This is a genomic window from Pontivivens nitratireducens (assembly GCF_014235845.1).
GTDB lineage: Bacteria > Pseudomonadota > Alphaproteobacteria > Rhodobacterales > Rhodobacteraceae > Pontivivens > Pontivivens nitratireducens.
The window spans coordinates 1-21,514 of the sequence record NZ_JACJUQ010000022.1; the positions used below are offsets into that span (position 1 = coordinate 1).

The 21,514-nt window shown below is 63.4% G+C and carries 21 protein-coding genes and 1 tRNA gene; 11 read left to right on the top strand and 11 right to left on the bottom strand.

Annotation, left to right across the window (positions count from 1 at the left end):
• The 5 genes from H1S03_RS15880 to H1S03_RS15900 all read right to left on the bottom strand — a co-directional run.
• The coding region (locus H1S03_RS15880) for a GTP-binding protein (protein ID WP_185805184.1) at window positions 1-653 on the bottom strand (653 nt) is incomplete at its 3' end.
• A gap of 358 nt (window positions 654-1,011) precedes the next feature.
• Window positions 1,012-1,085, bottom strand: a tRNA-Gly gene (locus H1S03_RS15885).
• 72 nt (window positions 1,086-1,157) lie between these two features.
• Window positions 1,158-4,097, bottom strand: coding sequence for an isoleucine--tRNA ligase (ileS, locus tag H1S03_RS15890; RefSeq protein WP_185805204.1), 2,940 nt, complete (start codon window positions 4,095-4,097; stop codon window positions 1,158-1,160).
• A 255-nt stretch (window positions 4,098-4,352) separates the two neighbouring features.
• Window positions 4,353-5,111, bottom strand: a complete 759-nt coding sequence (locus tag H1S03_RS15895; protein ID WP_185805185.1) for an SDR family NAD(P)-dependent oxidoreductase — start codon at window positions 5,109-5,111, stop codon at window positions 4,353-4,355.
• Between the two features lie 11 nt (window positions 5,112-5,122).
• Entirely contained in the window at window positions 5,123-5,944 is an 822-nt protein-coding gene (locus H1S03_RS15900) for an SDR family oxidoreductase (protein ID WP_185805186.1), read from the bottom strand.
• Window positions 5,945-6,123: 179 nt separating this feature from the next.
• On the opposite strand from H1S03_RS15900, the gene H1S03_RS15905 reads away from it, so the two are divergent.
• Window positions 6,124-7,143 (top strand): alcohol dehydrogenase catalytic domain-containing protein, encoded by a 1,020-nt coding sequence (locus H1S03_RS15905; protein WP_185805187.1) that lies wholly within the window; start codon window positions 6,124-6,126, stop codon window positions 7,141-7,143.
• Window positions 7,144-7,200: 57 nt separating this feature from the next.
• Here H1S03_RS15905 and dapB read toward each other — a convergent pair whose 3' ends face one another.
• Window positions 7,201-8,004 (bottom strand): 4-hydroxy-tetrahydrodipicolinate reductase, encoded by an 804-nt coding sequence (gene dapB, locus H1S03_RS15910; protein ID WP_185805188.1) that lies wholly within the window; start codon window positions 8,002-8,004, stop codon window positions 7,201-7,203.
• 166 nt (window positions 8,005-8,170) lie between these two features.
• On the opposite strand from dapB, the gene rbfA reads away from it, so the two are divergent.
• From rbfA to pnp, 7 genes are all read left to right on the top strand, one after another.
• Entirely contained in the window at window positions 8,171-8,572 is a 402-nt protein-coding gene (gene rbfA / locus H1S03_RS15915; RefSeq protein WP_166189161.1) for a 30S ribosome-binding factor RbfA, read from the top strand.
• Window positions 8,573-8,596: 24 nt separating this feature from the next.
• Window positions 8,597-10,156: a sulfotransferase family 2 domain-containing protein gene (locus tag H1S03_RS15920; RefSeq protein ID WP_185805189.1), complete on the top strand. Its 1,560-nt coding sequence runs from the start codon at window positions 8,597-8,599 to the stop codon at window positions 10,154-10,156.
• A 24-nt stretch (window positions 10,157-10,180) separates the two neighbouring features.
• The gene (gene truB, locus H1S03_RS15925) at window positions 10,181-11,083 is read left to right on the top strand and encodes a tRNA pseudouridine(55) synthase TruB (protein WP_185805190.1); all 903 of its coding nucleotides are present in this window, start codon (window positions 10,181-10,183) and stop codon (window positions 11,081-11,083) included.
• Between the two features lie 10 nt (window positions 11,084-11,093).
• Window positions 11,094-11,642 (top strand): DUF1643 domain-containing protein, encoded by a 549-nt coding sequence (locus H1S03_RS15930; protein WP_185805191.1) that lies wholly within the window; start codon window positions 11,094-11,096, stop codon window positions 11,640-11,642.
• Entirely contained in the window at window positions 11,630-12,502 is an 873-nt protein-coding gene (locus tag H1S03_RS15935; RefSeq protein ID WP_185805192.1) for a DMT family transporter, read from the top strand. The genes H1S03_RS15930 and H1S03_RS15935 overlap by 13 nt, the downstream gene beginning before the upstream one ends.
• Before the next feature lie 154 nt (window positions 12,503-12,656).
• Window positions 12,657-12,926: a 30S ribosomal protein S15 gene (gene rpsO, locus H1S03_RS15940; protein WP_166189149.1), complete on the top strand. Its 270-nt coding sequence runs from the start codon at window positions 12,657-12,659 to the stop codon at window positions 12,924-12,926.
• 276 nt (window positions 12,927-13,202) lie between these two features.
• Entirely contained in the window at window positions 13,203-15,326 is a 2,124-nt protein-coding gene (gene pnp, locus H1S03_RS15945) for a polyribonucleotide nucleotidyltransferase (protein WP_185805193.1), read from the top strand.
• Between the two features lie 65 nt (window positions 15,327-15,391).
• Here pnp and H1S03_RS15950 read toward each other — a convergent pair whose 3' ends face one another.
• From H1S03_RS15950 to H1S03_RS15960, 3 genes are read right to left on the bottom strand one after another with little or no spacing between them, the layout of a single operon-like run.
• Window positions 15,392-15,757, bottom strand: a complete 366-nt coding sequence (locus H1S03_RS15950; protein WP_185805194.1) for a DUF4112 domain-containing protein — start codon at window positions 15,755-15,757, stop codon at window positions 15,392-15,394.
• A complete protein-coding gene (locus H1S03_RS15955; RefSeq protein ID WP_185805195.1) occupies window positions 15,754-15,915 on the bottom strand; it encodes a YqaE/Pmp3 family membrane protein in 162 nt (53 codons plus the stop codon). The genes H1S03_RS15950 and H1S03_RS15955 overlap by 4 nt, the downstream gene beginning before the upstream one ends.
• Window positions 15,916-15,974: 59 nt before the next feature.
• Window positions 15,975-16,637, bottom strand: a complete 663-nt coding sequence (locus tag H1S03_RS15960; RefSeq protein WP_249777964.1) for a pseudouridine synthase — start codon at window positions 16,635-16,637, stop codon at window positions 15,975-15,977.
• Window positions 16,638-16,668: 31 nt separating this feature from the next.
• On the opposite strand from H1S03_RS15960, the gene H1S03_RS15965 reads away from it, so the two are divergent.
• The gene (locus tag H1S03_RS15965) at window positions 16,669-17,556 is read left to right on the top strand and encodes a DMT family transporter (protein WP_185805196.1); all 888 of its coding nucleotides are present in this window, start codon (window positions 16,669-16,671) and stop codon (window positions 17,554-17,556) included.
• Here H1S03_RS15965 and H1S03_RS15970 read toward each other — a convergent pair.
• Window positions 17,543-19,474: a lytic transglycosylase domain-containing protein gene (locus tag H1S03_RS15970; RefSeq protein WP_185805197.1), complete on the bottom strand. Its 1,932-nt coding sequence runs from the start codon at window positions 19,472-19,474 to the stop codon at window positions 17,543-17,545. The two genes, H1S03_RS15965 and H1S03_RS15970, sit on opposite strands and share 14 nt — an antisense overlap.
• A gap of 138 nt (window positions 19,475-19,612) precedes the next feature.
• On the opposite strand from H1S03_RS15970, the gene dapA reads away from it, so the two are divergent.
• Both dapA and smpB read left to right on the top strand, forming a co-directional pair.
• Window positions 19,613-20,491, top strand: a complete 879-nt coding sequence (gene dapA, locus H1S03_RS15975; protein WP_185805198.1) for a 4-hydroxy-tetrahydrodipicolinate synthase — start codon at window positions 19,613-19,615, stop codon at window positions 20,489-20,491.
• A gap of 21 nt (window positions 20,492-20,512) precedes the next feature.
• Complete coding sequence (gene smpB, locus H1S03_RS15980) at window positions 20,513-20,989, top strand: SsrA-binding protein SmpB (protein ID WP_166189133.1); 477 nt, start codon at window positions 20,513-20,515, stop codon at window positions 20,987-20,989.
• A gap of 55 nt (window positions 20,990-21,044) precedes the next feature.
• On the opposite strand, the gene H1S03_RS15985 is transcribed toward smpB, so the two are convergent.
• Window positions 21,045-21,500 (bottom strand): 6,7-dimethyl-8-ribityllumazine synthase, encoded by a 456-nt coding sequence (locus H1S03_RS15985; RefSeq protein ID WP_166189131.1) that lies wholly within the window; start codon window positions 21,498-21,500, stop codon window positions 21,045-21,047.
• Window positions 21,501-21,514: the final 14 nt, after the last annotated feature.

The following is a 21,514-nucleotide window of genomic DNA, read 5'->3' on the forward strand; positions in this document are numbered from 1 at the left end:
ATCGAGAATACGTCCTCGATCGGCATCAGGAACGGCTGGTCCACGGCCCGCTCGGGGTTCGGGATGTAGCTGTCGACCGCTTCCATCAGCTTCGCGATCGACTGCTCGCCGATCTCGGGGTCGCGGCCTTCCAGAGCGGCCAGCGCCGAACCAGGGATCACGGGGATGTCGTCGCCAGGATAGTCGTAGGAGGACAGCAGCTCGCGGATCTCCATCTCGACCAGCTCAAGAAGTTCCTCGTCATCGACCTGATCGACCTTGTTCATGTAGACGACCATGTAGGGGATGCCCACCTGACGGCCCAGCAGGATGTGCTCGCGCGTCTGGGGCATCGGGCCATCGGCCGCGTTCACCACCAGGATCGCGCCGTCCATCTGCGCCGCACCCGTGATCATGTTCTTCACGTAGTCCGCGTGGCCCGGGCAATCGACATGCGCGTAGTGACGGGCTTCCGTCTCGTACTCCACGTGCGCGGTCGAGATGGTGATCCCGCGCGCCTTCTCCTCGGGTGCGCCGTCGATCTCGTCATACGCCTTGAAGTCGCCGTACTGCTTCGTGATCGCCGCCGTCAGCGTCGTCTTGCCGTGATCAACGTGACCAATCGTTCCGATGTTTACGTGCGGTTTCGTCCGCTCGAACTTTGCCTTCGCCATTGTCATTTCCCGTATCTGCTGAGGGACCGAAATTATGGCGGCTGACTAAAGCATTTGGACCCGTTCCCGCAAGGGGAATTGTCCCGCCGCCTCGAATCGCGATCAGCCACCCTGAGGCGCGCGCCGCGCCATTGTCGTGAAGTGGACGCGCGGGCACGTCAATTCAAGTCAATCCGCGCAGCGCGCCCCTGTCAGACAGGGGCGGCGGCCACTCTCAAGCCAGGAACAGGACAGCCTGCGAGGCCCGCAGGACATTGGCCCAACATGGATAATACCGGCCTAAGCCAGATAAATCTGTCAGCCACGAAATCCGCATGACGGAAACATCAAGATCGGAATGTGTACAGGATCGGAGTTTTGGAGCGGGCGGCGGGAATCGAACCCGCGTCTTTAGCTTGGAAGGCTAAGGTCTTACCATTACACAACGCCCGCGCTGGCGTCTGAATACCCAAGCTGCGCGGCGGCTGCAAGGGGGCGCGCAACCACGCGCCCCTGATTTTCAGCTCATTCTTTCGCGGTGAGCGCCGTATCGCATCGTGCGCACACGCCGGGATGCGAATGCGTGCCCACATCGGGCAGGATTTTCCAGCAACGCGCGCATTTCTGACCCTCGGCCAAGGCGGGCACGACCGCCACGCCCGGAACGTCTTCAAGCGTGAAGGCATCCGCAGGTGCTGCGGTGTCGCTCACCGAAATATCCGAGGTGATGCACAGATCCGCCAGGGGCAACCCGTTCAAGGCGGTGCGCAGGTCCGCATCCATGACATGAACCACCGGCGCAGCCTCCAGCGAGGCACCGATGCGCTTCGCCGTCCGCTCGATTTCCAGCGCCCCTGTCACCACACGGCGCACCGCGCGGATGCGCACCCATTTTTCTGCCAAGGTCTGATCTGTCCATTCGGTCGGGACGGACGCGAAATCCTCCAGATGCACACAGCCCTCGGGATAGCGTTCCAGCCAGACCTCCTCCATCGTGAAGGTCAGGATCGGGGCGAGCCATTTTGTCAGATGCGTGTGCAGCAGGTCGAGAACCGTGCGCGACGCCCGTGCCTCGATCGAGCTTGCCGCGTCACAGTACAGGGCATCCTTGCGGATATCGAAATAGACCGCGCTCAGGTCGATGGTGCAAAAGCTGAACAGCTTCTGGAACACGCCCTGAAAATCATATTTGGCGTAGCCCTCACGCACCTGCCGGTCCAGTTCGGACAGACGGTGCAGCACCCAGCGCTCCAGCTCCGGCATGTCCGCATGGGCGACCGGCTCATGCTCCGCCATGGAGCCAAGGATGAACCGGAACGTGTTGCGCAGTCGACGATAACTGTCGGCCACGCCCTTGAGGATTTCCGGACCGATGCGGTGATCGGCGGTGTAGTCGGTCTGCGCCACCCACAGCCGCAGGATATCCGCGCCGTATTGTTTGACGACCTCGTCCGGGGCGATGATGTTGCCCAGCGACTTGGACATTTTCACGCCCTTCTGATCCAGCGTGAAGCCATGGGTCAGAACGCCCTTGTAGGGCGCACGGCCCATCGTTCCGCAGGCTTGCAACATCGAGGAATGGAACCAGCCGCGATGCTGGTCCGTGCCTTCGAGGTAGAGGTCCGCCGGCCAGCCGCCATCGGGCCGGTCGCGCAGGACGAAGGCGTGGGTGGAACCGGAATCGAACCACACGTCCAGGATGTCTCCGACCTTCTCCCAGCCCTCGGCCGCGCGTTCGCCCAGAAAGCGTTCCGCTGCGTCATCCTCGAACCAGCAATCCGCGCCCTCGGCCCTGAATGCCTCGGCGATGCGGGCATTCACCGCCTCGTCCCGCAGCAACTCGACGGTGCCGTCCGGGGCCTTCTTGATGAAACAGGTCAGCGGAACGCCCCATGCACGTTGGCGCGACAGCACCCAGTCGGGGCGATTCTCGATCATCGAATGCAGCCGGTTCCGCCCGTTTTTCGGCGTCCACGTCACCAATTCGTCGATGGAGGTCAGCGCCCGGTCGCGGATCGTCTTGCCGTAGGTGTCATTGCCGCCGATCTCCTTGTCGATGGCAACGAACCATTGCGGGCGGTTCAGCCGGATGACCGGGGCCTTGGACCGCCATGAATGGGCGTCCGAGATGGTGATACGCCGCGATGCGATCAACGCGGACACCTCACGCAGGGCCGCCATCACGGCCTTGTTCGCGCCCCCCGGCTTTCCATTGGGCTTCAGGATTGCCTCACCGCCGAACAGGGGCAGATCGGCGCGGTAGGAGCCATCGGCCTCGATGTTGAAGGTCATCTTCAGCCCGTGCTTCAGGCCGATCTGGTAATCGTCATCGCCGTGGCTGGGTGCGGTGTGAACGAAGCCTGTGCCCGCATCATCGGTTACGTGATCGCCCGGCAGCATGGGCACATCGTAATCCCATTCGCCCTGCCCGTCGGCCACGCCGCGCAGCGGGTGCGCCAGGCTGATCGCCTCCAACTGCATTGCATCCAGCCCGTGCAGCCGCTCATAGGCCGCGACCCGCGCATCCGCAAAGACCGTTTCGGCCAGGGCATCGGCCAGCAGAAACTTGTCGCCGACCTTGGCCCAGTTTTCCTCGGCCGCCTCGGTCACGCGGTACAGGCTGTAATTGAGCGTCGGGTTGAAGCAGACCGCGCGGTTGGACGGGATCGTCCATGGCGTCGTGGTCCAGATCACCACGTTCGCACCGTTCAGATCGTCGGGCAACACGCCGAGGCCCGTGCCCTCGCTATCAGCACCTGCCTCCATCAGCTTGATGATGTCACCGACCGGCTCGATCTTGAACTTCACCCAGATCGCATCGACCTGGCGGTCGTGATACTCGACCTCGGCCTCGGCCAGTGCGGTCTTCTCAACCGGGGACCACATGACGGGCTTCGATCCCTGATAGAGCGAGCCGTTCATCACGAACTTCATGAATTCCTCGGCGATGGTCGCCTCGGATGAGAAATTCATCGTCAGATAGGGGTCCGCCCAGTTTCCGGTGATGCCGAGGCGCTTGAATTCCTCGCGCTGGATATCGACCCAGCCCCGCGCGAAGTCGCGGCATTCGGCACGGAACTCGTTGACCGGAACCTCATCCTTGTTGCGGCCCTTGGCGCGGTACTTCTCCTCGATCTTCCACTCGATGGGCAGGCCGTGGCAGTCCCAGCCGGGGATATAGCAGGCATCCGCGCCCATCATCTGCTGGCTGCGCACGACCATATCCTTGAGGATCTTGTTCAGGCCGTGGCCGATATGCAGGTGGCCATTGGCGTAGGGAGGGCCGTCATGCAGGACGAAGGGCGGGCGGCCCTGCTTCTCTCTGAGGCGATCATAGACGCCGATCTCGTTCCACCGGGCGAGCCATTCCGGCTCCCGCTTGGGCAGACCGGCCCGCATGGGAAAGTCGGTCCTGGGCAGGTTGAGCGTATCTTTGTATTCTGGCGTGGTGGTCTCGGCGCACATTTCGGCGGCTCCGTCACTATCGTGGATATGGGTTGGCGTTAGGTAGGGTCGGCGCGGTCCGGCCATGCGCCTTGTCCCGGCGACGCGATCAGCGTGCCGGGCGAATAATTCGAATACCTATGCGAAATCCACCGGTCATTGCCGCGTGATACCGCAGGCCGCGCGCGCGGTCCAGACGGTAAGCAAGAACGGGCCGCGACAGGCCCTCTGTCTCACGCCCGCTACCAGCCGGACTGCACACTGCGCCGTGGCGCCTCAATACGCCGTGACACCGCCGTCCAGCGCCAGAGTCTGCCCGGTCATGAAGCTGTTTTGCGGATTCGCCGCGAAGAGAATCGCGGTTACGATCTCCTCACGCTCCGCTAGACGCCGCATCGGGACACCGCGTGTCAGGTCCGCCGTGGCGGCGGCGGGGTCCGGTGCGACGCCTATGATGTCATCCACCATGCTGGTGCGCGTGAAGGCCGGACAGATGGCGTTCACACGGATGCCGCGCCGCGCATTCTCGATCGCGGCCGTTCTGGTCAATCCCGACACCCCATGTTTGGCAGCGGCATAGATCCCCAATGTCGGGGCGGCGACAAGACCGGCGATGGAGGCGACATTGACGATGCAGCTCGATGACCCGTCTGCCCTGTGCTGTTGCTGAAGCTGCGGGATTTGCGCCTGCAATGCCCAGAACATACCCAGCAAATCGACCTCGATCACCCTGCGCGCGAGATCCTCGGGCGTCTGCTCGATCCGCATTGGGGGGTGGGCTATGCCGGCATTGTTCAGCGCCACGTCCAGACGCCCGCCGATTTCCACCGCACGCGCCACCAAAGCGCGATGATCCTCGGGCTTCGCCGCATCGGCAATCATCCAGTCAGCGTCCAGACGTCTGGCCACATCCTCAACCCCCGGCGACAGATCGCTGAGGAGCAGCCGGGCGCCGCCTTGCGCGAACGCGTCCGCAGCGGCCTCACCCAACCCGGCGGCGGCACCGGTGATCAGGATCGTTTTGCCCTCGAACATGCCGAGTGCCGTCACTGCGTGTTGGCAAAGAGGTTGGCAGGGGTCTGAACGCTCATACCGCCATCCAGAGGCAGAATCGCGCCGGAGACATAGGCCCCTGCCCGGCCGCACAGGTACAACGTCGCCCCGGCGATATCCTCGGCGGAGCCGATGCGCCCCAGCGGCACATTCTCACCGACCTTCTCGGCCTTTTCGGGGGTTCCGGTGGCAAAGCGGGTCATCTTGGACGGGAAGGGCCCGGGCGCGAAGGCGTTCACCGTGATCCGCTTGCCCGCCAGCTCACCAGCCAGCGTCTTGGTCAGGTGATGCACGGCGGCCTTTGACATGGTGTAGGAATAGGCGCCCTCCGCCAGAGGCAGCGTGCCCATGACCGATCCGATATTGATGATCCGCGCGGGATCGGCATCGGTGCCTGCCGCCTCCAGCAGCGGGGTCAGATCGCGGGTCAGGGTGAACATCGCGCCGACATTCACATCCATGATGCGGGTCCACTGCTCCATCGGGAAGGTCTCATAGGGCTCACCCCATGTGATCCCCGCATTGTTGACGAGGATGTCCAGCTGGGCCACGCGACCCCGAACCTCCGCGACCAGGGCGGATATACTCTCCGCCGTGGACACGTCAGCGGCGAAGCCCTCGACCCGGCCCGCGGGTCGGTTCGCGTTGATCTCATCCGCGGCGTCCTTGCACGCATCGCCCTTGCGTGAGCAGATCATGACGGTGGCACCGCCTTCGGCCAGCGCCTCGGCAATCATGCGACCGATACCCGTCGCCCCACCCGTGACCAGCGCGACCTTGCCCTGAACCGAAAACAAACTGTCGAAATATCCCATCCGAATCCCTCCTGAGCCGTATCTGCGACCTTGTTCTTGCTAGGTCCAGAATGGTCGCAGCCCCCGGACTTCGTAAACCCTTCACGACAGATGACGCAACGTGACGCCGGGGAACCGGCCTAGGCAGCATACCGCCCGCCCCCTACCTCAGACGAATACAGACCACGCAGGAGAAACCAATGCCCCTTCCCGATACGATGCAGGCCCTCGTCCAGCTTCATGATGGCTATTCCGGCACGCAGGAGGGTCCGTCCATCGACACGCTGGAACCCTATCTCGAAGCGCGCGAAGTGCCGGTGCCACAACCCCAAGCCGATCAGGTCGTCATCAAGGTGGACCTGGCCGCGGTGAACCCGTCCGATCTGCATTTCATCAAGGGGGAATACGGTCAGCCCCGCATCAAGGACGCCCCCGCCGGGTTCGAGGGTGTCGGAACCGTGGTTGCGGGCGACAGTCCGCTGGTTGGCCAACGGGTCAGTTTCTTCGCCACGGAGTCCGGGACGTGGGCAGAATATGCGATGACGAAATCGCAGGGCCTGATCCCCTGCCGCCCCGATCTGAGGGCGGAGGATGCAGCCGGTCAGATCGTCAATCCGCTGACCGCGATGGCGATGTTCGATATCGTGCGTGAAAGCGGTGCGAAAAGCTTCGTCCTGAACGCTGCGGGTTCACAGCTGGGCAAACTGCTGATCGGACTGGGCCGCGACAACGGCATCGCCCCCATCGCCGTCGTGCGCCGGGCCGAGCAGGCAGACCTGTTGCGCGAACTTGGCGCGGCCGAGGTTCTGGTCACCTCGGATGATGACATGATGGCAAAGGCCGAACCGGTCCTCAAATCGCTCAAACCGCGCATCCTTCTGGATGCGGTCGGAGATCAGACGACGGCGGATCTGTTCTTCGCCATGCCGAACCGGGCGCGCTGGGTGAACTACGGCAAGCTGTCCACGACACCGCCGAAGCTGACGCAGATGGGGCAGTTGATCTTTCAGCACAAGGTGATCGAGGGATTCTGGCTGACCTGCTGGATGCAGGAAACCGATCCGGCCAAACTGGGCAGCGTCATCGAGGAGGTTCAGGAGCGTTTCGTTTCGGGCAAGTGGAAGACGGACGTGGCGGCCATCGTGCCCTTGTCCGAAGCGATGGAGAACCTGCCCGCCGCGACCAAAATCCCGGACGGCAAGGTGTTCATCAAGCCGTAAGGCATCCGGCACGGGGCCCTGTTGCCCCGTGCCTGTCCCATTTCGGGTCGCGTCCCGTCAGCGGAGGCCCAGCACGTCCACCATGTCGTATTCACCCGCCGCCTGATCGCGCGCCCAGACCGCCGCCGCGACGGCCCCGCGGGCGAACAGCATCCGGTCCGATGCGATATGCCCCAGGGTGATCCGCTCCCCCGTGCCGGCAAAGATCGCCTGATGCTCCCCCACCACATCACCGCCGCGCAAAGCCGCGAACCCGATTGCGCCGCGCTGGCGTTCCCCCGTCATGCCGTCGCGTCCGCTTTCGCGCATGTCGTCGAGGGCGACCCCGCGCCCCTCGGCGGCGGCCTCACCCAGCATCAGCGCCGTGCCGGAGGGGGCATCGACCTTGTGCCGGTGATGCATCTCGACGATCTCGATATCGAAATCATCGCCCAGCGCCTCGGCCACCTTGCGGGTCAGCACGGTCAGCAGATTCACCCCCAGGCTGAAATTGCCCGCACGCACGATGGTCGTGTGAACAGCGCAGCGCGTCAGATGTTCCAGATCGTCCGCGTCCAGACCGGTCGTGCCGATCACGTGAGCCGCCCCCGCCTGTGCGCACAGCGTCGCGTGTTCGCGGGTCGCCTCGGGCGCGGTGAAATCAATGACCACGTCCGCATTTGCAATGGCGTCCACGGCCTCCGCCACCACAACCACGTCGGAGGCGCTGTCGGGCAGGACATCGCGCAGACGTCGCCCGATCCATTCATGATCCGGCAGGGCCGTCGCCCCGACCAGTTCGCATCGCGCGTCCTGCGCCACCGCCCGCGCCAGCATCTGGCCCATACGCCCCGAAACGCCCGTTATCGTCACACCGATCATCGCATTCTCCCGCTCTGTCCTGACTGAGCCCGCTATATATATCGGACTGAGATAGGCCGAGCGGACCGCGACGGGCAACCGTGTCGATTGCATTTGCGCCATATCCGGCTTCTCCGATCTGGTCCTCCGGCTTGACTCCGCCGGTGATCCGCACGAAATGCCCTCCATGGCAAAGAACAGTTCTCACGAGGGTACAGGCCCCACCCAGCGTCAGCTCCGCGTCGGCGAGCTGGTGCGCCGCGCATTGTCGGATACGCTGATGCGGGGCGACCTGCACGACCCGGATCTGGCAAATGTGTCCGTCACGGTAGGTGAGGTCCGCATGAGCAATGATCTGCGCCATGCGACCGCATTCGTCATGCCGCTGGGCGGTGGCGACGTGCAGCGTGTGATCAAGGCGCTGGCCCGGAACCAATCGACCCTGCGCCGCACGATCAGCAAACAGATGACGACCAAGTTTTCGCCCGAACTGCGCTTTCGCCCCGATGAAAGCTACGATCAGATGGACGAAACCCGGCGGCTGCTCGATCTGGCGGAGGTTCGCCGCGATCTGGAAGGCGACGACTAAGCCCGCCCGTAGGGGACATGTGAAATGAAATTCCTGCCCTGGCGACGCAAGAGACCTCCCGCCGCGCACCCTCGGATTTCGCCTGAGGAAACGGCGCAGGCCCGCCAGGAACGTATCGAACGCCGACTCGCGAACGATGCGAAAGCGCGCGATCCCGCGATATTGCTGACGACGAACAGCTACCCGATCTACTATCTGCCGATCACGAAATGCGGCTGCACCTTTCTCAAGAATCTGTTCTACGCCCTCGACAACGGGGATGAGCATCCGGCAGGCATCAACGTGCATGAGGAAGAAGACGGTCTGGTCCGCGCCGAGGGGCAGGATTTCGACACCGTTTTCGGCAGCCCCTATTCGTTCAGCGTGCTCCGCGACCCTGCCAGCCGGTTCATGTCGTTCTATTTTGACAAGATCTGGGGCGAGGGCGCCGTCAACTTCCCCAAAATCCGCGCACATCTCGAAGAGATCGGTGTCGTCGATCTGGACCGCGACCTGGATGCGGCGGAGCATCGGGCGAACGTCTATCGGTTGCTGGAATGGGTTGGTGAGAATCTGGAGGGCGGCACCGATCTGGCCATCAACTATCACTGGCGTCCGCAAACCAGCCGCCTGCGCCGGGCACGCATGTTCAAGCTGAACCACCTGACGCTCGACGGTCTGGACTGGCAGTTGCCGATGTTGATGGCCCCCGTCGTGCCCGACATGGCCGAACGAATGCAGGCTGTGAAAAGCCGGAACCGATCGGAGAAACCAGCCAGTGCGCCGGATGTTCTGGACAATGATCTGGCCGCTGCAATCCGCCAGTTCTATCGCGCCGACACCATCCTGCATGAACGCGCCCGGAACGCCTGGCGGAGTCAGTCCCCGGTACGGCGGCAGGGCGCATTCGAATGTCCGCCCATGTTGCGGCATCGCCGCGTTCAGCGCCTCATCGGACCGGGAAGTGTCAGCCTGACCACGGCGGCCTTCACCGGCGGCGCGCAGATCAAACAGGTTCTGGGAAAAGCCGGCGTGATCGGGGGAAGCGCGGATATCCCGCTCGAAACCCTTGCCCAAAACGGGGAAAGCGCGCTGATATTGCTGCGCGACCCGCTGGAACGGTTCGGAGCGGTGTATAACTTCATTATGGAGCGTCCGCGCAGGTCGGGTTTCGCCACTCTGCGCACGACCTTGATCCGGCGACGCGGGTTGATCGCGCAACCGGTGAGCCCGGACGATCACGGCCATAACCTGTCTATCCTTGCTACCTACATGCGGCGGCGAAAGGTGGATTTCATTGGCAGCGGGGGATATGCTGGCAGTCGCCTGCAATCGCATGATGTGCGTCGGTTGATCGACGCTGGCGGGGTCCCGATATTTACCGACAGGCTTGCCCATGAACTGCCCGGGTTCCTGAACCGGCCCGAACTGGGCGAACCGCTGGCCGCGATCAGCGCACAGAACCGATTGCCTGACGATATCGCGACCGCCCTGACGGGACCGGTTGCCGAAGCCGTGCGAAGCCTGTACCGCACCGATTGCGATCTGTATGACGGCCTGCGCATCGCGGCCGGTCTGCGGGTCAGCGGGGATTGGGCGGCCTGAGCCGTCGAAACGAGAAGAGACGACATGGCAAGACGTAAGAAGGGCCGCGACATCAGCGGTTGGCTGGTGGTGGACAAACCGGCGGGTGTCACCTCCACTTCGGTGGTCAACAAGGTGCGCTGGGCGCTGGATGCCCGCAAGGCCGGTCACGCCGGCACGCTGGACCCTACCGCGACGGGCGTTCTGGCCATCGCACTGGGTGAGGCGACCAAGACCGTGCCTTACGTGACCGACGCGATGAAGGCATACCGCTTCACCATGCGTCTGGGTGCAGCAACCAATACCGACGACACCGAGGGCGAGATCATCGCCACCTCCGACACACGCCCTACGGATGCGCAGATCATCGCGGCCCTGCCCGCCTTTACCGGCGATATCGAGCAGGTTCCGCCGCAATTCTCCGCGGTGAAGGTTGACGGCGAACGCGCCTATGCCCGCGCCCGCGATGGTGAGGAGATGGAGCTGAAATCCCGCCCTCTGTTTGTCGAAAGCCTGGAAATGATCAGCCGCGACGGCGACCTTCTGGTGCTGGAGATGGTTTGCGGCAAGGGCGGCTATGTCCGCTCGATCGCGCGCGATCTGGGGGTCGCGCTGGGCTGTCTGGGGCATGTGGATCACCTGCGCCGCATATGGTCCGGCCCGTTCGAGCCGTCGGACGGTGTGGACTGGAGCACGCTGGAAACCCTTGCCCGCGATCCGAAGCTGGACGACTACATCCACCCGCTGAGCGTCGGCCTGCAGGATCTGGATGAGCTTCCCGCCACGCCCGAGGGCGCCGTGCGGCTGCGCAATGGCAATCCGGGCATGGTCATCGCTTCGGGCGTCGAATACGGCGCGGAATGCTGGGCCAGCTATGAGGGCAAGCCGGTCGCCGTCGGTATCTACAAGGCAGGCGAATTGCACCCGTCGCGCGTTTTCAACCTGTGACGGCCATTTTATGACCCCCTTGCGGTCCAGCGGTGAGACCCAATGCAACCCGGACTGGATCGTCCGAACGCATCAGGACGACACCCGCAATTCCGAAGCGGTCTATTCAGCGTGTGAGACCTACCGCTACACGCTGACCCGCCACTGGGCGGAGGGGCCGAAGCTCAACGTCGTGATGCTCAACCCCTCGACCGCGGACGAGCGTCGCAACGATCCGACCATCGAACGGTGTGAGCGAAGGGCACGGGCGGGCGGTTTCGGCGCGTTTCGTATAACGAACCTGTTCGCCGTGCGTGCCACCGATCCACGAGAGATGAAGCGTCACCCCGCCCCCATTGGCCCGGACAATGACACCGTATTGCGCCAAGCCTGTCGCTGGGCCGATCTGACCCTGTGCGGATGGGGTGTGCATGGGGTACATCAGGGGCGGAACGCGCACGTGGCGGCCATCCTGCGCGCCGAAAGCAACCTGCACGTTCTGGGGTTGAGCCGCGACGGCCACCCCCGTCACCCGCTCTACGTCGCCTATGCACAAGGACCGCGCCCATGGGCAATCTGACAGAACGGCAACGCGGACTGACCATGGCCTTTATCGGGATCATGGTCCTGATGCCCGACACCATCCTGTTTCGGCTGATCGACACCAATCTGTGGACGCTGATGATCTGGCGCGCCGGATTTCAGGGGGCCGTCCTGTGGGTGGCCCTGCTTTTGCTACGTGGCCGAAAACTGCCCGAGGATGTGCGAACCCTCGGCTGGCCGGGAGCGGGCTTTACGCTGGCGATGGGGGTTGCTGCGGTCTGCTTCAACCTCGCCATTGCTTGGACGACCGTCGCCAACACCCTGTTCATCCTCGCCGCGATGCCGCTCTGGGCGGCGCTGCTCTCATGGCTGATGATGGGGGAGCGGATCGACCTGCGCATGGGGCTGACGATCATGGCCGCGATGATCGGCATCGGCATTCTGGTCACGGGAAATGACGAGGGCGGCGTCGCGCATTGGTCCGGCGATCTGGCCGCGCTCGGGGGCAGCTTCACCATGGCTGCTGGCTTCAGCCTTGCCCGGTTCGCACCGGGGCGCAGCATGGTGCCGGCGCTGGCCGGATCGACAGTCGTGCCGGTTGCCTTTGGCATCGCCATGGGCGGGCTGGCGCTGCCCTTGCAGGGGGACATGGGGTTCCTGTTCGTGATGGGCGCGATCATCGCGCCGCTCAGCTTTGCGCTGATCTCCTCCGCGCCGCGCTATATCCCCTCGACCGAGGTCAGCCTGATCATGTTGCTGGAAACGGCGCTGGCGCCGATCCTCGTCTGGTGGATCGTGGGAGAGGATCCCGGCCCGCGCGCCATTCTGGGCGGCGTGATCGTGGTCGCGGCCCTGCTGGTCAGCAATCTGGTGGGGCTGCGCCGCATCCGCGCATGACCCCTTTCCCCGCCGGGCGATCTGTGCAATACGGCGCGCGTTGCCGTGGGACGACCGCGCCGACCCCTTCGCTGATTCCCGACCATGCTGGACGACATCCCGGCATCGGCCGTGGGGCGCGGGGCTTCTTCATACGAACCGAAAGGAAGACACGATGTCGATTACGCCAGACGTCAAAGCACAGCTGATCAAGGATTACGGCCTCAAGGAAGGCGATACCGGCTCCTCCGAGGTGCAGATCGCGATCCTGACCAGCCGCATTTCCACGCTGACCGAGCATTTCAAGACCCACAAGAAGGACAACCACTCCCGTCGTGGCCTTCTGAAGATGGTGGCCCTGCGCCGCAAGCTGCTGGACTATGTCCGCAAGGGCGATGAGGCGAAGTATCAGGACCTGATCAAGCGCCTGGGCATCCGCCGCTAAGGCAACTGCCACAGTTTGAGATTTGAAAGGCCGTCCCTCAGGGGGCGGCCTTTTTTGCTATCGCCTTGGGCGGCGGCCTTTCCCATGACTCGTTTCGCGGGGAATGCACAGCAGCCCCTACCCAACTCCTCGCAAATCAGCTATACGCGCGAGCATCTGAAACGCTGCGCCCTAGGACCCAGGCGCGCGCTGAGAAGGATCGGGGGTCAGCGGCAATGGGGCCGCGTATGTGAAGGGGGCGCCCGGAAGGCCGGGTAAGCCCTAGAAGGACGCTAAATGTTCAACGAATTCAAGAAATCCATCGAATGGGGCGGCGATACGCTGACCATCGAGACAGGGAAAGTCGCGCGCCAGGCCGACGCCTCCGTCATCGCCACCTATGGCGAGACGAGCGTGCTGTGCGCCGTCGTGTACGAAAAGCAGCCCAAGAAGGGCTTCGATTTCTTCCCCCTGACCGTACACTATCAGGAAAAATACTACGCAGCCGGCAAGATCCCCGGCGGCTTCTTCAAGCGTGAGGCGCGCCCGACCGAGAAAGAGACGCTGACCTCGCGTCTGATCGACCGTCCGATCCGCCCGCTGTTCGTTCCGGGCTTCAAGCATGAAACGCAGGTCATCTGCACCGTGCTGTCGCACGATCTGGAAAACGACCCCGACGTCGTCGCGATGATCGCGGCCTCGGCTGCGCTGACCCTGTCGGGCGCGCCGTTCATGGGCCCGATCGGCTGCGCGCGCGTTGGCTATTCCAACGGCGAATACCAGCTGAACCCGTCGGTGGACGACATGCACAAGCTGCGTGAAAACCCCGAACAGCACCTGGACTTGGTCGTCGCCGGCACCAAGGACGCCGTGATGATGGTGGAGTCCGAGGCTTACGAGCTGTCCGAGGAAGTCATGCTGGGCGCGGTCAACTTTGGCCACCAGCAGATGCAGCCGGTGATCGACATGATCATCGATCTGGCCGAGGATTGCGCGAAGGAGCCGTTCGACTTCACGCCCCCGGATTACTCCGACCTGTTCGCCAAGGTGAAATCCCTGGGTGAGGACGCCATGCGCTCCGCCTTTGCCATTCGTGACAAGCAGGAACGTCAGGCGGCCATCTCCGCCACGCGGGACAGCATCCGCGAAGGCCTGAGCGAGGAAGAGCTGGAGGACAGCAACCTCGGTTCCGCGTTCAAGAAGCTGGAATCCTCCGTCCTGCGCGGTGACGTGGTCAAGAACGGCAACCGCATCGACGGTCGCGCGCTCGACACCGTACGCCAGATCGTGTCGGAAACCGGCATCCTGCCGCGGACCCACGGTTCCGCCCTGTTCACCCGTGGTGAGACGCAGGGTCTGGTCGTGACCACGCTGGGCACGGGCGACGATGAGCAGATCATCGACGCGCTGCACGGTGAGAGCCGCTCCAACTTCCTGCTGCACTACAACTTCCCGCCCTACTCGGTCGGGGAAGCTGGCCGGATGATGGGCCCGGGCCGTCGTGAGATCGGCCACGGAAAGCTGGCATGGCGCGCGCTTCAGGCGGTTCTGCCTGCGGCGACCGACTTCCCCTACACCATCCGTGTCGTGTCCGAGATTACCGAGTCGAACGGTTCGTCCTCGATGGCTTCTGTCTGCGGCGGTTCGCTGTCGATGATGGACGCGGGCGTTCCGCTGAAGGCTCCGGTGGCGGGCGTCGCCATGGGTCTGGTGCTTGAGGATGACGGCGACTACGCAATCCTGACGGACATTCTGGGTGATGAGGATCACCTTGGCGACATGGATTTCAAGGTTGCGGGCACCGAAAACGGCATCACCTCGTTGCAGATGGACATCAAGGTGGCAGGCATCACGCCCGACATCATGAAAACCGCGCTGGAGCAGGCAAAGGCCGGTCGCATGACCATCCTGAGCGAGATGTCCAAGGCGATCACCACAGCGCAGGACTTCTCCGTCCACGCGCCGCGCATCGAGACGATGCAGGTCCCCACCGACAAGATTCGTGAAGTCATCGGTTCGGGCGGCAAGGTCATCCGCTCCATCGTTGAGGAATCGGGTGCCAAGGTCGATATCAACGACGACGGCATCATCAAGATCGCCTCGCCCAACGGGGAGGCCATCGACAAGGCGCGCGCGCTGATCCACTCCATCGTGGCAGAACCTGAGGCCGGCGCGATCTACACCGGTAAGGTGGTCAAGCTGATGGACTTCGGCGCATTCGTGAACTTCTTCGGCAAGCGTGACGGCCTCGTGCACGTCTCGCAGTTGTCGAATGAGCGTGTGGGCCATCCGAAGGATCTGCTCAAGGAAGGCCAGGAAGTGAAAGTCAAGCTGATGGGCTTCGACGATCGCGGCAAGGTGCGCCTGTCCATGAAGGTCGTGGATCAGGAAACCGGCGAAGAGATCAAGTCCGAGGGCTGATGCCACGGACATGAAACACGAAAGGCCCCGGTGGAAACACCGGGCCCTTTTCCGTTTGGGGCCCGTTACGCCTGCGGTGGCGGCGCCTGTCGCGCCAGTTCCTCCTGCAACAGCTTCAGATTGCGGGTGTTCGCCTTGTATGCCACGTCGAAAATCGTGCCCACCACGGGGATCGAGCCGAACAGCCAGTCCACGCCCGCATTCGTGCCCATCTTGGTCAACGTCCGCTTGCGCGCGCCGCCTTTGTACGCCTCATAGATCAGATAGGCGGACAGCCCCGCGGCGACGGTATCGCCCGCCACGGGCAGGATCGACAGGATGCCGTCCCAGCCGAATCTGATGCCGGTGCCCGGAATGCGGAATTTCGAATCCAGCGTACGGGCCAGAGTCTCGATCCGCCGCATCCGTCTGGCCTGATCCACGCCGCTCATTTACGTGCGATGATCCAGATTGCGTGGACCACCCCCGGAATATAGCCCAGCAGCGTCAGCAAGATATTGATCCAGAATTGCAGGCCCAGTCCGACCTGAAAGAATACTCCCAGCGGTGGCAAAAGCACCGACAGGATGACCCGAATGAGGTCTGCCATGAGAATCTCCGTCCGTTGAATACTCCCGATCAACGTGGACTTGCAGTCTTGGTTCCCGATCAGAACGGCGAAGGCACCTCGAACGTGTGCCACGCCCCGCCGTCGGGATGGCGCAGGTCCAGCGCCTCGGCGTGCAACATCAGACGCGGTGCCGTCGCGCCGTTGTAGAACCGGTCGCCCAGAATGGTATGGCCCATGGCGCGGCAATGCACCCGCAATTGGTGTGTCCGCCCGGTGCTGGGCGTCAGGGCCAGCAGGGTATCGCGCGCACCGCGCTCGCGCAGCTTCCAATGCGTCAGGCAAGGTTTTCCTTGCTCGAAATCGACTTTTTGCAACGGCCGATTCGGCCAATCCGGGCATAACGGCAATGCAACGAAGCCCGCCTGCCCGGCCACGTGGCCCTCCACCCGTGCGACGTATCGCTTGCGCAGGGTGCGTTTTTCGAACTGCCAGTTCAGGTGCCGCTGCGCAAGGACCGTCCGTGCGAAGACCATGATGCCCGAAGTGTCCATATCCAGCCGGTGAATCAACAACGCCTCGGGATAGACCTGCCGCAAACGCAGTTCGAGGGAGTCGGTAAAGACGTTGCCCGGAACGCTCAGCAATCCCGCAGGTTTTGCCACGATCAACAGGTGTTCGTCCACATGCACGATCTCCACCGGGCTTGCGGGTGGCCGGTATGCGATCAGCGGGGGCGGTTTGATATTGACCATCTTTTCCATCCCGCATCCCCTACGGCACGGAGGTATCCCAATGCAATCCAACGACGCGAAGCGCGGTATTTCTCTGATGATCGCGACCACCTTCGTCTTTGCCGTACAGGACGGCATCAGCCGGCATCTGGCCTCCGAATACAACGTCATCATGACCGTGATGATCCGCTACTGGTTTTTCGCAGCCTTCGTCATCGCCCTCAGCGCGGCCAAGCCCGGAGGCGTGATGGCAACGGCCCGCACCACGCAACCGATCCTGCAGATATTTCGCGGGATGCTGCTGGTGGCGGAGATTTGCGTGATGGTCCTCGCCTTCACCCTGCTGGGTCTGATCGAGAGCCACGCTGTCTTTGCGATGTATCCCCTGCTGATCGCCGCGTTGAGCGGCCCGGTTCTGGGGGAGAAGGTCGGCTGGCGGCGATGGGTTGCCATCGGCTTCGGTTTCGTGGGCGTTCTCATCATCCTGCGACCGGGCCTGCGCGTTTTCGCGCCCGAGGCTATGGTGCCACTGCTCGCGGCCCTGATGTTCGCACTCTACGGTTTGCTGACGCGCCACGTCGCGCGGGATGATACCGCCGCGACCAGCTTTTTCTGGACAGGAATCGCGGGGGCCGTCGCGATCACGCTGATCGGTCCGTTCTACTGGGAACAAATGAGCGGCGCGGACTGGGCATGGATGGCCGTACTCTGCGTCACTGGCGTCGCGGGTCACTGGCTGCTGATCAAGACCTACGAGGCGGCGGAGGCCGGCACAGTGCAGCCCTTCGCCTATTTCCAACTGGTCTTCGCAACGTCAATCGGGCTGCTGATCTTTCGCGAGCGCCTCGATCCGTGGACAGCTGCGGGGGCTGTCCTGATCGTTGGCGCAGGGATCTATACGATTCTTCGCGAAAGAATGCGCACCCGGCACGACGTCATCCCGCGGTGATGTCCTGTTCGATCTGCAAGGGAACCGGACGCCCGTTTATCCGCTGACGGTAGACATGCATTCCTTCGAGGACGCGCATGACGTAGTTGCGCGTTTCGTTGAACGGAATGCCCTCGATCCAGTCCACGGCTTCCTCCACATCCATGAAGCGCGGATCGCCATAGCGTTCCGCCCATTGACGAGGCCGCCCCGGCCCCGCGTTATATGCTGCCGCCGCCATGATGTAGCTGCCGCCGAAGGCCGCCAGTTGTTCGGACAGGTATGTCGTCCCCAGCCGGATGTTGTAAGCGGGGTTGCTGGTGAGTTGCCCCAGCGAATACTCGATTCCCAACTGACGACTGACATCGCGTGCCGTTCCGGGCATCAACTGCATCAACCCGCGCGCGCCGACCCGGCTCTCGGCCTGGGGGTTCAGCTCGCTTTCCTGCCGTGACAGGGCCATGACCATTTCAGGCGGCAAATTTGCGGGCAATGCGGGCAGGTTCATCATCGGATAGGCGGTCAAGGGCAGGGTCACGACGCTGCGCGCGGCCTGCTTGGACAAACGGACCGAACTGTCGGCGCGACGCGCCTCGTCCAGTGCGTATTGTGCCACGGCGGACATTGCCTGTTCCTGCTGCTGATCCAGCATCATGCGCGTCAGGAACAGTTCCCCGTTCACCCAGTCACCGCCTGCGTACAATATGGCCGCAGCCGTCAGGCGCGGGTCCCTGGCGATGGAGCTTCGCCGCCAGTCCACCTGCTGCCCCCGCGACAGGGCGGGGTCTGGCGCCGCGCCCAGCCGCTGTGCGGCCAACTGTCCGTAGAAGCTGACCTGATGCTCAGCACCCAGCCGGTAAGCGGCCTCCGCCGCTGCCCTGTTACCCGCAGCCTCATGCGCGCGGCCCAGCCAGTATCCGCCCCGCCCGACGGAAATCGGCGTGTCCACCGCCGCAAGGAACCGTTCGAAATGACCTATCGCGGCGCCCGGATTGCGCAGCTTTCGCAATTGCAGGTATCCCGACAGCCATTCCAGATCGGCATAATCCGACCCGGAGGTCAGCCCGTGTCGCGAGGCGATCTCATAGGCGACGGCGACATTTCCCGTTCGCATCTCACGCCGCGCCGTATCGCGCCGATAGCGCGCCCAGCGATCCGGACGGCCCAGCGTGGCAGCGGAGGCGGACCTCTCGCGCATCAGGTCGGTGGCGGTGTCCACTCCGCGCTGCGTGCGCCAGCGGAACCTGTCATAGGCAAGACCCGCATTGGATTGCAGCGCGACCGGGACCGCGTCGATCAGATCGTTCACGCCGTCCTGATTGCGACGCAATGCGATGCGTGCGACGGCCAGGGCGCGCCAATCGGGGCTGACACGGGGGACCATCCGCTCCGCCTCGCCCAACCGGCCCTCCCAGATGGCATTGTCCAGCCGCACCTGATGGAACGGTGCGATCAGCGCGGGGTGGCTGGCGGCAAGCATCTGTTCACCCAGGGTGTCCAGCGACATGTTTTGCCATGCGTCCACGACCAGGGCGTCCGCCTCCACCGCGCGGCCCGTGGCTCGTAGCGCCCTGTCCAAAGCGACAACGCCAACACCGGTTTGCGGTTTTTCACCATCGAAGAAAGCGATGACATCCGCCGGTGTGGCGTTCGCGGGAATGCGCGTTTCGCCGACGCGGCGCATCCGCGACAGACCCGGCCAGTCGCCGCGGGTCTGCATGAACTGGACATATTCCCACCAGTTCGCATCCCCGGCCCGCAGGCGGCTCCAATTCACCAACTCCAACGCTTCCGCAGAGCCGAGCGCCTGTGCGGCGGAAATCGCCTGCACCCACTCACGCTCGTCCGCCGCCTGGACCAGCTGCGCGGACCGCGCGGCGTCCTGCGCCGACGCGGACGACAGACCCAGCAACGCGATTGCCGTTACCGGCAGGATCATTCTCGACAAAACGGCAAAAATCACTAGAACCCCCAACACACATGCTTTTCCGTTCGACCATATGGCGTGACGGCGGGCTTTTCCAATCACGGCTTTGCGGGCGAGCACCCGCAACCACATATTTTTCGGAGCTTCCCCATGTTCAAAGGTTCGATCCCTGCGCTCGTCACACCCTTTGCCGACGGGAAGGTGGACGAGAAGACGCTGCGCGACCTTGTGAACTGGCAGATCGCTGAGGGATCGCATGGTCTGGTCGCGGCAGGAACCACGGCGGAGAGCCCGACCCTCACCCATGAGGAGCATGAGGACGTCGTGCGAATCGTGGTGGAACAGGCCGCCGGTCGCGTTCCCGTTATTGCCGGTGCCGGTTCCAACAACACGGTTGAGGCGATCCGCTTCGCCCGCCACGCCGAGGAAGTCGGCGCGGACGGCCTGCTGATCGTGAGCCCGTATTACAACAAGCCCAATCAGGCCGGAATGCTGGCGCATTTCACCGCGATCCATAACGCATGTGGCCTGCCGATCCTGCTCTACAACATCCCCTCGCGTTCGGTCGTGGACATCACGCCTGCCACAATGGGCGAGTTGTCGAAGCTGGAACGGATCGTCGGGGTGAAGGACGCGACAGGCGACGTGTCGCGCATCTCGGATCAGCGCATCACCTGCGGTGTCGATTTCATTCAGGTTTCCGGCAATGATGAAACGTCGCTGGCGGTCAATGCGCATGGCGGCGTCGGATGCATCACCACGGTGGGCAACATCGCGCCGCGCCTGTGCTCACAGATGCAGGAGGCTTGCCTGAAGGGTGACTTCGCCACCGCCCGCGACATCCACGACCGCCTGTTCCCGCTGTTTCGTGCCGCGTTTCTGGAGCCGAACCCGGTCCCGGCGAAATATGCGCTGTCCCTGCTGGGCAGATGCTCCGAGGAGGTGCGCCTCCCCCTCGTGGAGTGTTCGGATGCGGTGAAGGACCGCGTTCGCGCCGCTATGGTCCATGCGGGCCTGTTGAATGGTTGAGCGAAGCCCTATCTGATCCCCATGGCCCAGAAAAAGAAGTCCGACCCGAACAACAAGACCGTCGCGGAGAACCGCAAGGCGCGATACAATTATGCCGTCGAGGATACGCTCGAAGCAGGCATCGTGCTCGAAGGGTCCGAGGTGAAAAGCCTGCGCGCGGGCGGCGCGAATATCGCTGAGAGCTATGCCAGCGTCGAGGATGGGGAGCTGTGGCTCATCAACTCCTACGTCGCACCCTTCGCGCAGTCCATGAACCGGGCTTTCGCGCATGAGGAGCGGCGGCGGCGCAAGCTGTTGGTGAACAAGCGTGAACTGTCGAAACTGTGGCAGGGCGTCGGGCGTGAGGGGATGACCATCGTGCCGCTGAAAATGTATTTCAACGACAAGGGTCGCGCGAAACTTCTGCTGGGTCTGGCGAAGGGCAAGACCCATGCGGACAAGCGCGACACCGAGAAGAAACGCGACTGGCAACGCGAGAAAGCCCGCCTGCTGCGCTGATCGCCATTTGCTGCGCTAATCGAAGGGGCGTGATGCCCCTTCGATCCGGGCCATGCTAGGCGACGGCTTCCAACGCCGCGTCCGCGCTCAGCACCGCAACTGCGGCCCGGGCGACTTCACGGCCTTTTTCCACGAAATGCGCTTCGAAGAAGCTCTGATGTTCCGTGGAGTTGTGGAAATTATGCGGCGTCAGAACGGCGCTCAGCACCGGCACGTCGGCATCCATCTGCGCGCGCATCAATCCGTCGATCACCGCGCTGGCCACGAAGTCGTGGCGGTATATGCCGCCATCCACGACGAAGGCACAGGCCACAACGGCCGCATAGCGCCCGGACAGCGCCAACCGGCGGGCCAGAAGCGGAATTTCGAATGCGCCGGGCAGGTCGAAGACATCGACGCTCATATCCGGGCGCAGCTCCGCCAGGGTTTCGACAAAGCCGTCATGGGCACGATCCACGATGTCCGCGTGCCAGCGGGCACGGATGAACGCGATACGATTTGGGCGTGTCATGGGATAATCTCCTT

Bases quoted from the DNA above. Each gene is read 5' to 3' on its own strand.
- dapB (WP_185805188.1), bottom strand. From the start codon at position 8,004: ATGATCGGTGTGACGATAACGGGCGTTTCGGGGCGTATGGGCCAGATG.
- rpsO (WP_166189149.1), top strand. From the start codon at position 12,657: ATGTCGATTACGCCAGACGTCAAAGCACAGCTGATCAAGGATTACGGC.
- H1S03_RS15965 (WP_185805196.1), top strand. From the start codon at position 16,669: ATGCAATCCAACGACGCGAAGCGCGGTATTTCTCTGATGATCGCGACC.
- H1S03_RS15985 (WP_166189131.1), bottom strand. From the start codon at position 21,500: ATGACACGCCCAAATCGTATCGCGTTCATCCGTGCCCGCTGGCACGCG.
- rbfA (WP_166189161.1), top strand. From the start codon at position 8,171: ATGGCAAAGAACAGTTCTCACGAGGGTACAGGCCCCACCCAGCGTCAG.
- H1S03_RS15930 (WP_185805191.1), top strand. From the start codon at position 11,094: ATGACCCCCTTGCGGTCCAGCGGTGAGACCCAATGCAACCCGGACTGG.
- H1S03_RS15905 (WP_185805187.1), top strand. From the start codon at position 6,124: ATGCCCCTTCCCGATACGATGCAGGCCCTCGTCCAGCTTCATGATGGC.
- H1S03_RS15955 (WP_185805195.1), bottom strand. From the start codon at position 15,915: ATGGCAGACCTCATTCGGGTCATCCTGTCGGTGCTTTTGCCACCGCTG.
- H1S03_RS15900 (WP_185805186.1), bottom strand. From the start codon at position 5,944: ATGGGATATTTCGACAGTTTGTTTTCGGTTCAGGGCAAGGTCGCGCTG.
- H1S03_RS15950 (WP_185805194.1), bottom strand. From the start codon at position 15,757: ATGAGCGGCGTGGATCAGGCCAGACGGATGCGGCGGATCGAGACTCTG.
- truB (WP_185805190.1), top strand. From the start codon at position 10,181: ATGGCAAGACGTAAGAAGGGCCGCGACATCAGCGGTTGGCTGGTGGTG.
- H1S03_RS15895 (WP_185805185.1), bottom strand. From the start codon at position 5,111: ATGTTCGAGGGCAAAACGATCCTGATCACCGGTGCCGCCGCCGGGTTG.
- ileS (WP_185805204.1), bottom strand. From the start codon at position 4,097: ATGTGCGCCGAGACCACCACGCCAGAATACAAAGATACGCTCAACCTG.
- H1S03_RS15960 (WP_249777964.1), bottom strand. From the start codon at position 16,637: ATGGAAAAGATGGTCAATATCAAACCGCCCCCGCTGATCGCATACCGG.
- H1S03_RS15935 (WP_185805192.1), top strand. From the start codon at position 11,630: ATGGGCAATCTGACAGAACGGCAACGCGGACTGACCATGGCCTTTATC.
- dapA (WP_185805198.1), top strand. From the start codon at position 19,613: ATGTTCAAAGGTTCGATCCCTGCGCTCGTCACACCCTTTGCCGACGGG.
- H1S03_RS15970 (WP_185805197.1), bottom strand. From the start codon at position 19,474: ATGATCCTGCCGGTAACGGCAATCGCGTTGCTGGGTCTGTCGTCCGCG.
- H1S03_RS15920 (WP_185805189.1), top strand. From the start codon at position 8,597: ATGAAATTCCTGCCCTGGCGACGCAAGAGACCTCCCGCCGCGCACCCT.
- smpB (WP_166189133.1), top strand. From the start codon at position 20,513: ATGGCCCAGAAAAAGAAGTCCGACCCGAACAACAAGACCGTCGCGGAG.
- pnp (WP_185805193.1), top strand. From the start codon at position 13,203: ATGTTCAACGAATTCAAGAAATCCATCGAATGGGGCGGCGATACGCTG.